Annotated in this window: 7 protein-coding genes; all 7 read right to left on the reverse strand. The window is 67.2% G+C overall.

The window, feature by feature from the left end:
- Nucleotides 1-42: 42 nt before the first annotated feature.
- On the reverse strand, nucleotides 43-2712 hold the full coding sequence (locus JYJ84_RS16070; RefSeq protein WP_175219865.1) for a LuxR C-terminal-related transcriptional regulator: 2670 nt from the start codon (nucleotides 2710-2712) through the stop codon (nucleotides 43-45).
- A 242-nt stretch (nucleotides 2713-2954) separates the two neighbouring features.
- Nucleotides 2955-4952, reverse strand: coding sequence for an acetoacetate--CoA ligase (locus JYJ84_RS16075; RefSeq protein ID WP_175219867.1), 1998 nt, complete (start codon nucleotides 4950-4952; stop codon nucleotides 2955-2957).
- On the reverse strand, nucleotides 4946-5800 hold the full coding sequence (locus JYJ84_RS16080; RefSeq protein WP_175219869.1) for a hypothetical protein: 855 nt from the start codon (nucleotides 5798-5800) through the stop codon (nucleotides 4946-4948). The genes JYJ84_RS16075 and JYJ84_RS16080 overlap by 7 nt, the downstream gene beginning before the upstream one ends.
- 117 nt (nucleotides 5801-5917) lie before the next feature.
- Entirely contained in the window at nucleotides 5918-8164 is a 2247-nt protein-coding gene (locus JYJ84_RS16085; protein ID WP_175219871.1) for a hydantoinase B/oxoprolinase family protein, read from the reverse strand.
- 14 nt (nucleotides 8165-8178) lie between these two features.
- The gene (locus JYJ84_RS16090) at nucleotides 8179-10308 is read right to left on the reverse strand and encodes a hydantoinase/oxoprolinase family protein (RefSeq protein ID WP_122947359.1); all 2130 of its coding nucleotides are present in this window, start codon (nucleotides 10306-10308) and stop codon (nucleotides 8179-8181) included.
- A 19-nt stretch (nucleotides 10309-10327) separates the two neighbouring features.
- Complete coding sequence (locus JYJ84_RS16095; protein ID WP_011354810.1) at nucleotides 10328-10792, reverse strand: acetone carboxylase subunit gamma; 465 nt, start codon at nucleotides 10790-10792, stop codon at nucleotides 10328-10330.
- On the reverse strand, nucleotides 10792-12375 hold a 1584-nt coding region (locus JYJ84_RS16100; RefSeq protein WP_205189282.1), incomplete at its 5' end, for a hydantoinase/oxoprolinase family protein. The genes JYJ84_RS16095 and JYJ84_RS16100, both read right to left, overlap by 1 nt.

Genomic DNA, 12375 nt, shown 5'->3' on the forward strand with positions numbered 1-12375 from the left:
GGACGGCAACGCAACCCGCGTTGGCGCCCTCTCCGCATTGCTTCACCGCAAGTCGAGTTGCGCCTTGAGAATCGCCTGCGCGCGATTCTTCACGTCCAGCTTCAGGTACACGTTCTTCAGATGAAACTTCACGGTGTTTTCGGACAGGAACAGCTTCTCCGAAATCTCCCGATTCGATGCCCCGCTGCACAGCAGCCGCAGAATTTCCTGTTCGCGCTGCGACAGTGCGCCGTACCACGCCGCCGTATGGAAACGTGGTTCCGAGGCCTGCGCCGTGTGCGGCATCTCCGCGTCGGGCGACTGGTCGAGTAACGCGACCAGTTCGGCGCCTTCGTCGAGCAGCGCGCGCCGGCAGCCGCCGGCGTTCGCCGTTTCGCGTACGCCCTGCAGCGTTCGCAGCGCGAGCCGCGTGTGCCCCTGCCGATGCTGCACCAGCGCCTGCAGCACGTGCAGCTTGACCGACAGCAGCGGCCGCGCCGGCGTGATCGCCAATGCGGCTTTCAGCAGCTCGCAGGCGCGGTCGAGTTGCTGCCGGAACAGCGCGAGCCGGATCCGGCCGAGCAGCCGCCCGCTCAGCATCTCGGTGATGGGAATCCAGACGGGATCCGATGGCGACGCGTCGTCCGTCACGTGCTGCAGCAGCGCATCGACACGCGCCGCATCGCCGCTGCGCCCGGCAAAGTAAAGCCGCTCCCACGCGATCATCTGGCGCACGCCCGACCATTGGCTCTGAAAGCTCAGGCGCTCGAGCGTGTCGAGCGTGTCGCGCGCCTGAATCATCCGGCCGCGTGCCGCATGGATGCGCGCGATCGACACCATCGACAGCGCGATGAATTCCGGCACCGCCGCCAGCGCGATCTCGTCCTCGAACTGGGTCGCCAGCCTTTCCCCGATGTCGAGCGCATCGGCTTCATAGCACGCCCAGATCCGCGAGGCCGCCAGCGCCACGGCCGCCATGCCGCGATTCACGTACGGCCACGGCCGCGTGCCCGACGTCGCGCGCGGCGCTTCGGTCGCGAGCCGCGGTTGCCCGCTGGTGACCTGCAGGATGCAGCGCAGCGCGAGCGTGTATCCCTGGCTGAACGCGGCCTGCGCGTGATCGTTGTGGCTGTTCGCCAGCACGAGCATGTGGTGGATGTCTTCCTCGTTCCACGTCGCCATCGCGCTGAACGTCAGCAGGTTCGCCGCGGCGCCCAGTTCGAACGCCTCGAAGATGTCGCGCGCCGGCTGATGCAGCACGGGGATGTTCGCGAGACGCGCGGCGCCGCGCAGATCGTTGTTGAACATCGTTGCCATCGCCAGCACGACGTCCGGATTGTGCGCGGTGCCGTCATGTTCGCCCGCACGCGTCTGGTCCAGGTATGACAGCAACGGATGCGTCGGGCTCCCGCGGCGCAGGAACACGAGCGCCCACGCCACCTTGATCGCGAGACTGCGGTTGCCGAGCACTTCGTTCAACGGAAGCCGGTCGAACCAGTACACCACCGTGGCCAGCTCCGCGCCCGCGATCAGCCGCGAGGCCCATTCGTCGAGCGTGCGCACCGCAAGCGCGTACTCGCGCGCCTCGACCGCGTGATACATCGCCTCCTCGGGCACGCCGTGGCGCACGTACCAGTGCGCCGCGCGCCGGTGCACGTCGAGCACGCCATCGGGATCGTCCTGGCCAAGACGATCGGACAGGAAGCGCGCAAACAGGCTGTGATACCTGTACCAGCCCGGATTGCCGTCGAGCGCCTCCAGAAACAGGCCGTCCTGCTCCAGTCGCTGCAGCATCGCGTCTGCGTGATGCGTGCCGGTCGCCTCCGCGCACAGCGATCCGTTCAGGCGCCGCAGCAACGATGTCTTCAGCAGGAACACCTGCACGTCCGGCGGCTGCAGCGACAGCGTGTTTTCCGACAGGTAGCGCACCAGTTCCAGCGGCCCGCAATCGCGCATCTCGTCGACCGTATGCCAGGGATTGCCGCGCGCAAGCGCAAGCTTGAACAGCTGCAACCCCGCCGGCCAGCCCTCGGTGCGCGCCTGCACGAACGACGCGATCTCCGCATCGAGCACCCCGTCGTCCCGGGCGGTCATGAACTCGACCGATTCCTCGGGCGAGAAGCGCAGGTCCTCCATCCGCAGCACCAGCGCCTCCTCGGCGACGAGCAGCGTGCTCACGCCGATGTCCGGCAAATTGCGCGACCCGATATAGATCCGGCAGCGGCCTGGCAGCGCGCGCAACAGGTCGCGCAAGAAACGCAGGATCGCGGGATCGCGGATCCACTGGAGATCGTCGATGCACAAGCCGATCGGGCCGGGAATCTGCCCGAATCGATCGAGCACCCAGTCGATCATGTTGTCGGTCGTCGCCGGCGACTGCTCGGGCGCCGGGCCGCCCGCGTCCGCCACCATCTGCGTGACCAGCGCGATGAAGTACGTTTCGAAGCGGCGCGGATCGTTGTCGCTCTCGTCGAGCGTGAGCCATCCAACCGTCCAGCGCTTCGCGGTGCCGATCTCCATGATCTGCCGAAGCAGCGTGGATTTGCCGCTGCCGAGCGGCGCGTGCAGGATCACGACGTGCGGCACGCCGAGCCGCGTCACGCGTTCGAGCAACGCGTGACGCACGATCGCGCCGCGTCGCGCGGCCGGCGGGGAAAACTTGTGCTCGCGCAGATCCACGCCGTCATGACGCACGCTGCGCGGGATCGCATTTCGGGAAACGGTCACGATCATCCGGGTGAGGGGTCGGGTCGCTCATCCTGCCGCATTCGCGCGGCAGCTTCAAGCCGTGGCATCGCCTTCCGGCATCGCACGCGCGTCGGGCAGCGGCGGCGTCCACCCGCCCACCCGGGAAAACGCGGAGAACGCTGCAAACGGATTGCAGCAATAAGGCCGCAGGCACGCCGCCGATTCGTGCGCTGCGGGGTCGTCATCGCCTGGCGCGGTGGCTGCTTCGGGACGCGAGACAGTCGCGATCATCGCGGCACCTCGGCGGCAAACGCGACGTAGGCATCGAGCGCGGCCGGATTGGCCATCGCGTCGCGGCTCGCCGCCTGCTCGACCGGACGCCCCATCAGGATCTTGCGCACCGGCACCTCCATTTTCTTGCCCGTCAGCGTGTACGGTATCTGGTCCATCGCGACCATCGTGTCCGGCACGTGGCGCGGGCTGCACAGCGTGCGCAATCGTTCGGCGATGCGCGCGCGCAGCGCGTCATCGAGCGTCTCGCCATCGCGCAGCCGCACGAACAGCGGCATGAAGAATCCACCGCCCGGCAACTCGCAGCACACGACCAGGCTGTCGGCCACCTCGTCGATCTCCTCGACGACGCGATAGATCTCCGCCGAGCCGATTCGCACGCCGTATCGATTCAGCGTCGAATCCGCACGGCCGTAGATGTAGCAGCCGCCGTCGCGTGTCAGCCGCATGAAGTCACCGTGCCGCCATACGCCGGGGAAATAGTCGAAGTACGACTCGCGATAGCGCGCGCCGCCGTCGTCGTTCCAGAAGAAGATCGGCATCGACGGGGCCGGCTGGGTCACGACGAGTTCGCCCACTTCGTCGACGACCGGTTGCCCGTCGTCGTTCCACACGTCGACCGCCATGCCGAGCATGCGCGCCTGGATCTCGCCCGCGTGGACGGGCAGCGACGGCACCGCACCCACCAGCCCGCTGCACAGCTCGGTGCCGCCCGATTGCGACGTGACCCACAGGTCCGGTTTCACGTTGCGGTAGAACCACGCGAACGTCTCGGGCGTGCTCGGCGCACCGGACATCAGCACGCTCCTGAGTGCCGACAGGTCGAACTGACGCCCCGGCTCGATGCCCGCTTTTTCCATCATCTGCACGAAGGTCGGACTGCCGCCGAAGCAGGTGGCGCCCGCGTCGGCCGCGAGCCGCCACAGACACTCGGGGCCGCCGTGCATCGGGCTGCCGTCGTAGAGCACGGCGGAGGCGCCGGTCAGCAGCGCGGCGACCAGCAGATTCCACATCATCCAGCCGGTCGTGCTGTAGAAGAACATCACGTCGCCCGGGTGCAGGTCCATATGCAGATGCATCAGCTTCAGGTGCTCGGCAAGGATGCCTGCATGACCATGCACGATTGCCTTCGGCAAGCCCGTGGTGCCCGACGAGAACACGATCCACAACGGATGATCGGCGCCGACCCGCTCGAAGCGGAACGTATCGGCCGGCACGTCGGGGCCTGCGAGCAACGCGTCCCATGCGTGCACCGCGCACGGCAGCGACGCCGCGTCGGCCGGCATCGCGTCCGCCACGTGCGGCAGCCAGACGAGCGTCTGCAGCGACGGCAGCGCCTGCGCGATCTCGGCGACCTCGCGCCGGCGGTCGAATACCTTGCCGCCGAAGCGGTAGCCATCGGCGGCGATCAGCACCTTCGGCGCGATCTGCTGGAAGCGGTCGACGACGGTGCGCACGCCGAAGTCGATCGCGGCCGACGACCATATCGCGCCGATGGCGGTCGTCGCGAGCATCGCGACCGCGCACTCGGGTACGTTCGGCAGATACGCGACGACGCGATCGCCCGGCACCACGCCGAGTTCGCGCAGGCGCGTCGCGAAGCGCCGCACCTGGCTCGCGAGATCGGCAAGCGACATCGTTTGCAACGGTCGCGCTTCGGACGCGTAATGGAAGGCCGGCGCCGCTCCCGCATGCGCAGCGTTCTGCAGCACATGCTCCGCGTAGTTCACGCGCGCATCCGGAAACCAGCGCGTACGCGGCATCGGTGCGCCATCCGTCACGCGTCGCGCCGAGCCGTCGTACCGCACGCCGTACCATTGCCAGATCGATGCCCAGAACGCGTCAGGCTCACGTACCGACCAGCGCCATAGCGCGTCGTAGTCCGCACAAACCAGATCGCGATCGGTCGCGAGCCAGTCGAGATAGCGCGCAAGATGGGAGCCGCGCACGAATGCCTCGCCGGGTGTCCACAGCAGTTCGCCTTCGTTCACCATGTCAATCGCCTTTCATGTAAGAGCGCGAGCCGTTCGAGAACGGTCTCCGGATGCGCCGCGGCGGGAATGTCGGCCACGTCGAACGCGTTGGGTTCCAGCGCCGGCAGGCCGCCGTCCTGCCAGAACGCGTCCGGCACGACGATACCGGCCGCGCCGTGCCCGCATCGCGTCGGCGCGATCGTAAAATCCGGGCCCTGGCCGTCGGCAAGCGAAACGGCCGCCGGCCATTGCATTCCCCAGTCCCAGCCGTAATGCGTCGCGACGTTCGCGACGGGTTGATAGAGTTCGAGCCACAGCGCGGTTTCGTCTGCGTCCCAGGTGCGCGACTCGCGCAGCAGCACCGCGTCGACGCCCGCTGTCGCGAATACCCTCAGGAAATCCGCGATGCTCGACGCCGCTGCATCGGCGGCGTCCTCGTCGACCTCGCCGCCCGGCGAACCGCCTGCCGACGCAAGCGCCAGCGCCGCCCAGTCGCGTGGAGACGGTAGCACGAGTGCAAAGATCGCATCGGGCAACGCCGCGCGCAACGCGCCCGCCAGCGCGGCCGCATGCTCGCGCAGCGGCGTGCTCGCGATACATGCCTTCAGCGGCAGATGCGCGCGCTTCGTGTTCGCGGCCATCGCGTCCTTCAATGCCGTGTCGCGCGTCAACCATGCGGCGGCAAGGTCCGCCAGCGGCAGCGTGAGCACGTCCGATCCGAGCAACCCGTGCGCCTGGCGTGCCCACGCGACGCACGCGGCACTGTCGAGCCACGGCGCGCTGCCGCCCGCGAGCAACGGCACGCTGTAGCGATCGTGATTCAGCCAGAGCGGCCGGCGTACCCGAGCGGTATCGATGAGTCGAGACATGATGCGTTCCAGTTCAGCATGAGGCCGGGCGGCCGTCGATCACGCAACCGCCGCCCGTCCTGCAGGAAAAATCGTTCGGCGCGGCGGCCCCCGCCGCGCCTCGGCCATGGCACCGGCTTATGCCTGCGCCGCCTTGCCGGCCAACTGCGCCTCCAGCTCCGCGATGCGGACATCCTTCGGATCGAGCATGAATGCCCCCTGTATCGCGTCCGCCGGCATCCTGACGCGCTGGCCCAGCGTCGTCGCGTAGATCTCGGTGCTGTCGTTCCAGCTACCGAAGTACGGCAGCGTCGCAGGCGGTTCGGGCGTCACCCAGGCGTCGCAGAACGCGTCGAACGGCTTGCCGCGCGCGATCCGTGCGAGCCGTTCGGCCGCCCGCGCTTCTGCCGTCGCCTCGACATCCACGACCAGCGTCTCCTCGTCGTAGACGACCTTGTAGATGTCGCGTGCGTTCTCGTGCGACATCAGCTCCTCGCGAAGATCCTTCATCACGAGCGCCGGATCGCGTTCGAGCACGTCGCCATAGCCGCCGCCCGAGCCCTGGCAGATCATGTAGATCTCGCCCTCGTTGCAGATCTCGAACGTCATGCCCATGTCGTGGCTGCTGTACTGCGCGCCCGGAATCGGCCGCTTGTTCATCAGCTCGACGATGTCGAACGTGTCGACGGCCTTCGGGTTCTCCTCCAGTACCTTGAAGATGTTGATGCCCTTGATCTTCATCAGCTGGTAGCTCGGGCACGAGTAGCCGCCGAACAGCCCCTGCGCCGACGGGAACTTCGAGCCCTCGCAGCCCGTCATGAAGCCCCACAGGCCCGAGCCGCGCGCGGTCGCGATCTGCTCGTAGCCCATCCCGCCGCGATACTTGCCCCAGCCGATCCGGTCCTTCGCGAGCCGCTGCGCACCGAGGCGGATGATCGGCGTATCCTCTTCCGCGATCTCGTGCTCGCCGGTGTCGCACATGAAGCCGAACACGGGCGAGATCGAATGCTCGCCGTCCGCGTGGCTGCGCGCGCCCTGCCCGTTGCCGTTGATGTCCGCGCAGAAGTTGCCGGTCACGTCGCCGTGCTGCGTCAGGCCGCCGTAGATGAACGTCGCCGCCTGGTCGTACTGCGACGCGATCACCGCCGAGTAGCGGTGCGGCAGGCTGTAGCTCAGCTTGTTCATCGGAATCGTCCACACGACGCAGCCCTTGAACAGCGGCATCAGGCTCATCGCCTGCGGCATCTCGCCTTCCGCATCGAGGATCGAGTTGCGATCGGTGATGATCTCGATCGGCGACAGCACGGCCATCGTATGCGGCAGGTCGGGCCAGATGTTCTGCAGCAGGCCCGTGCACAATGCTGCCTTGAACGACGCGATGTTCGTGTTGACGGAACGGTTCATGAACTGCGGCGCCGAGCCGCGGAAATCCATCACCATCCGGTCGCCCTTCACGGTGATCGCGCACGAGATTTTCTGCAGCGCGTTCTCGCGCAGGCTGGAATCCATGAACTGCAGCACGCGCGTCGTGCCGTCGGGCAGTTCGCGAATGCGGCGGCGCATTTCCGTTTCGACGTCTTCCAGGTGCGTGCGCAACGTGCCGATCAGCGCGTCGCGGCCATACTGGTCGAGCAGCGCGATGATCCGTTCGCGCAGGCGCAGCACCGCGTGCAGCTTCACCTTCATGTCCTCGAGCTGGAGGCGCGGGTCGCGCACCGAGTTCTGCAGGAACGTGACGAGGTCGCGCTTCAGTTCGAAGTTCTCGACGATCTTGAACGGCGGCATCTTGATGCCTTCGTCGTACTTGCTCTCCGCCTTGGCCGGGAGCCCGCCCGGCTCGGTCGAGCCGTTCTCGCCCTCGTGGATCGTCGACGACAGCCAGCACACGAGTTCGCCCTTGTAGAACAGCGGCATCATCATCGACTGGTCGGTGTTGTGGATGCCGCCGTAGCGCGCGTCGTTGTGGATGAAGCCGTCGCCGTCCTTCACGCCGACCGTCGGGTCGTTCACCCAGTTCTTGATGATGAAGCGGATCGGATAGAAGCAGCACGCGGCGAACGCGATGATCCCGTGCGGCGCGATCATCGACAGGTCGCCCTGCGCGGTGTAGATCGCGGTGACGAGGTCGCCCCACTTCGCGCCCGGCGCCGCGCCCATCTGGTTCACCATCGTGAACGCTTCGGACAGCGCCGAGTTGATCAGCCCGCGCACATGGTGGACCTGGTGCGGGTCGACGCCGCGCGCCAGCACGTCGTTTTCCACCTTCGAGCGCGGCAGGATGCTGTGATTGCGCATGATCTCGGGATCGGGGCCGAGAAACAGCGTGTTGTCGGCGATGAACTTGTCGAGCAGCGCCCGGTCTTCCGCATTGATGTCGTTTTGCATGTCGAACTCCTTGCTTACTTGCGCAGGAACCACGCGCCGCCCTGGGCCGTCGCCTGATAGATCCAGCCCGGCTCGACGAGGAACGTCGTCGCGCGTGTCGTGATGACGGCCGGCCCTTCGATCTGCGTGCGCTCGGCACGCGCGCGGTCGTCGTAGATGGCGGTACGTTGCGGGCCGTCGTGCCCGACGAAGTGACAGTCGCGGTAGCCGACCGGCTCCGGCGGCGGCAGCGGGTTGTCGCTGACCGCGAGCTTCGCGAACTTCACCGACGGCTGTTCGACGTACGCACATACGCGCAGCGTGTTGATCCGCACGCCGGTTTCCGGGCTTTGCGAGCCGTCCCCGAAGCGCGAGCCGTAACTCTCGTGGAACAGCTCCATCAGCGTCAGCACGTCGCGCTGCGTCTTCAGGCGCGAGATCGGCGTGACGACGGCCGTCTGCACGCGCTGGTTGCCGTAACGCATGTCGAGTTCGAGCCGGTAGCGGATCTGCGACGGGTCCATCCCCTGCCGTTCGAGATCCTCGCGCCCGCGCCGCTCGAGTTCCTCGACGCCGCGGTTGAACGTGTCGAAATCCAGGAAGAACGACTTCGTGTTCGGGTTGAACAGCACGGTCCACGTGTTCATCTCGTGGATATGCATCTGGTTCACCGTCCCCGCACCGCATGCGGAGAACGTCGACGAATACGGCGGCGCCAGCACTTTCGCGACCCCGAGCGCGGACGCGATCCCGCACGCATGCAGCGGCCCGTTGCCGCCGTACGCGAGCACCGTGAATTCCTTCGGCTCGAAGCCGCGCGTGCGCAATTCGGTGGCGATGCCGTTCGCCATCGATGCGTCGACCTGCTTCTTGATCAGCTTGGCGGTTTCGATCACGTCGAGATCGAGCACGTCGCACAGGTCGTCCTGCATCGCCTGCTTCGCGCGGCGCGGATTCAGCGGAATGCGGCCGTTCGCGTAGTTCTTCGGATCGAGATAGCCGAGCAGCAGGTCGGCGTCGGTGACGGTCGGATGCTGGCCGCCCCGGTCGTAACACGCGGGCCCCGGATCGGAGCCGGCCGATTGCGGGCCGATCTCGACCGTCTTGTACATCCGCTCGTAGCGCGCGATCGAGCCGCCGCCCGCCCCCAGCGCGACGAGGTGCACCATCGGCACGCTGACGAGCCAGCGGTCGATCACCGGGTTGAAGTCGTAGAACTTCTGCCCGCCCTGCACGACGATCCCGATGTCGAAGCTCGTGCCGCCCATGTCGGTCGCGACGACGTTGCCCAGCTCGGCCGCTGCCGCCAGGTACTCGCTCGCGGCGATGCCCGACACCGGCCCGGAGTGGACGGTCTGCAGTGCGTCGGTCGAGTTGAGTTGCGCCATCCCGCCCGAGTTGTGATTGACGAGCATCGGCTTCGTATAGCCCTGCTGGCGCAGGTTCAGCTCCAGCGTGCCGAGCCCGTGATACATGATCTGATGCAGGAACGCGTCGATGATCGATGACGTCGCGCGCGAATACTCGCCCTTGCGGCCGACCACCTGGTGCGACAGCAGCATCGGGATCGCACCGAGCATGTGCGCCGGGTACTCCTCGAGGAAGATCTCGCGCACGCGCAGCTCGTGCACCGGGTTCACGACGCTGTTCGTGAACATCACGACGAGCGCCTGCGCGCCGGCGTCGACGAGTTCACGGATGCGCAACCGCACGTCGTCCTCGTCGAGCGTCCAGAACACCTGGCCGACGTAGTCGACACGCTCGCGAATCTCGCGGATCAGCGGAATCGCCACGAGCGGCTCCGGGCGCGCCGCATTCGGAATGTCCATCTGCTCGTGTTCGGACAGCCCTTCCCCGTAACCGCGGGCACGCGACAGCGGCACCGTGTGCTTGAAGCCCGTCGTGACGAGCAGGCCGACGCGCGGTCCCTTGCGCTCGATCAGCGCGTTGGTGCCGAGCGTCGTCGCGTAGCGCACCGAATCGACTTCGGACAGCAGCTGGGTCGGCGTCAGTTCGAGCTGGCGGCACGCGTCCGCCAGCGAATCGTTGAAACCGACCGCCAGATTGTGGTGGGTCGTGAGCGACTTGCCTTCGACGCAATGATCGCCCCATGCCACGAAGCAATCGGTGAAGGTGCCGCCAATGTCGACGGAAACACGTTTCATGATCGAATCTCCCCGTGGCTCAAGTGGACGACGCGTCGGTGCCGGCACCGACTGCGTGGCGATGATGGGCGGCCGCATGCAGCGCGCGCTGCAGCTTCACGCGTTCGAGTGCAAGATCGGGCGCCTGCGCGGGCTCCGTCATCTCTTCGCGATCCTTCCATTGCAGCTTCAGCGCGTCGATGTCGAGATCGATGTCGTGCAGCGGCGGATGGCCGGGCGGCAGGTATTCGGCTTCGACGAGCACGCCGCATTCCGGGCAGTAGTATTCGAGAATCCGGCACCAGTCCGGGTCCGGCGAGTACGTGCGCGCGTAGCGGTTCGGATCGAGCAGCGGCTTGTGAATCTCGCGCGGATCGCGATCGTGGACGAGCAGGCCGCGCTTGTAGTTGTCGCGCGCGCTGCCGTGCGCATGACCGCAGCGCCGGCACTCCCACTGTTCCGTGCCGAGATCGATGCGCAGGGTTTCGGTAATCAGGACTTTCATTATTCGTTCTCCGTGCCGCGGCTGAGCAGGATGTCTCCGGCGGAATTGATGTCGAAATGCCAGCCGGCGTCGATGCGCCCCGTGAAGAAGGCTTCCTCGAGTACCGCCGGGCCGGCCGCGCGTACCGCGACGCCCTTCGGCTGATCCTCGACGCGGTACAGCGGCAGGTCGACTTCGCGGCCATCGACCACGACGTGCCGCGTGCCGTGCGCAACCGCGGGCTGGTGGTCGGCTTCGCCGAAACGCCCGTCCAGCGTCGCTTGCGGCATGTGTTTGATCGCGGTCAGCGACACGGACAGCGTCGCATCCGGCGCAAGCCCGGCCGGCAGCGTCGTGCCGTTCACCGCGTGCTCGGTACTCCGGCCGTCGGCGCCGGTCGCTTCGACCGTATAGACCAACCGGCACTCGTCGATCGCCGCGTCTTCACCGAACATCGCACGCGACGCCTGCGTGAACAGCGTGTCCATCGCCGCAGCGAGTGCGCTGTCGGTCGCTTCGGCAAGCGGCGCCGAGAAGCTGTGACCCACATCCGAAAAGCCGATTCCGTACGCGGAAAACACGGCCGCCAGCCCCGGAATCAGCACCCGCTTCACGCCGATCGCCTCCGCGACGCGGCATGCGACGAGCGCGCCCGCGCCGCCGAACGCGGCAAGCGTCGTGTCGGGCCGGATCGGTGAATACGCGGTGAGGCTGTCGGCAACTTTCTTCACCCACGCGGCTTCCATCGCGGCGAGCGCTTCGAGGTCGCCCATCTTCAGCGGATCGGCCACATGCGCATGAACCGCCTGGCGAGCACGCGCCTTGTCGAGCTGCAGCTTGCCGCCGAAGAACGACGCGGGATCGAGCAGGCCCGACAGCGTGAACGCATCGGTGATCGTCGCCTGCGTGCCGCCCAGGCCGAAGCAGGCCGGCCCCGGCGCGCTGCCGACGCTTTCCGGCCCGACCGCAATGCGTTCGCCCTGCACGCGGATGATCGAACTGCCGCCGACGCCCGCGCTGACCACGTCGCACAACGCGAACGACGTCGCGACGCCTTCGACGCTGCCGTGCCGGTCCGCGCGCACGCCCCGTTCGTCGACAACACCGATGTCGGTTGTCGTTCCGCCGATGTCCATCGACAGCAGATGCGTCAACCCGTAGTGCCGGGCCAGCACGCGCGCGCCTTCCATCCCGCCGCGCGGGCCGGAACTGTAGGTCTTCAGCGCGATCGTCTTGGCGACGCGCCCCGCATATCCGTCGTTGCGGAACACGAGCAGCGGGCTCTGCGCGCGCGCGTCGCGCAGCTTCTGTTCGGCGCTGTAGAGAAAGCGCTCCATCGCCGGGTGCAGGAATGCGTTGAACAGCGCGGTCCACGTGCGGCGCACGTCGCTCGCATCGTCGGCGATTTCGTGCGCATACAGGATCGGCAGCGCGCCGAGCAGGTGCGGCGGAAAGCTGCGCAGCAGCCTGCGCTTCAGGCGCTGTTCGAGTTCGATACGCTGCGGGCCGCCGATCGCCACGACGAGCCGGTTGGCCCCCGACGCCGCGAGTTCGCCGACCGCGCGCACCACGTCGGCTTCGGGCGAATCGCCGGACAGCGTGAC

Origin of the sequence: Burkholderia sp. LMG 13014 (assembly GCF_905232215.1) — a bacterium.
In the GTDB taxonomy this organism is placed as follows: domain Bacteria; phylum Pseudomonadota; class Gammaproteobacteria; order Burkholderiales; family Burkholderiaceae; genus Burkholderia.

Bases quoted from the DNA above. Each gene is read 5' to 3' on its own strand.
- JYJ84_RS16070 (WP_175219865.1), bottom strand. From the start codon at position 2,712: ATGATCGTGACCGTTTCCCGAAATGCGATCCCGCGCAGCGTGCGTCAT.
- JYJ84_RS16075 (WP_175219867.1), bottom strand. From the start codon at position 4,952: ATGGTGAACGAAGGCGAACTGCTGTGGACACCCGGCGAGGCATTCGTG.
- JYJ84_RS16080 (WP_175219869.1), bottom strand. From the start codon at position 5,800: ATGTCTCGACTCATCGATACCGCTCGGGTACGCCGGCCGCTCTGGCTG.
- JYJ84_RS16085 (WP_175219871.1), bottom strand. From the start codon at position 8,164: ATGCAAAACGACATCAATGCGGAAGACCGGGCGCTGCTCGACAAGTTC.
- JYJ84_RS16090 (WP_122947359.1), bottom strand. From the start codon at position 10,308: ATGAAACGTGTTTCCGTCGACATTGGCGGCACCTTCACCGATTGCTTC.
- JYJ84_RS16095 (WP_011354810.1), bottom strand. From the start codon at position 10,792: ATGAAAGTCCTGATTACCGAAACCCTGCGCATCGATCTCGGCACGGAA.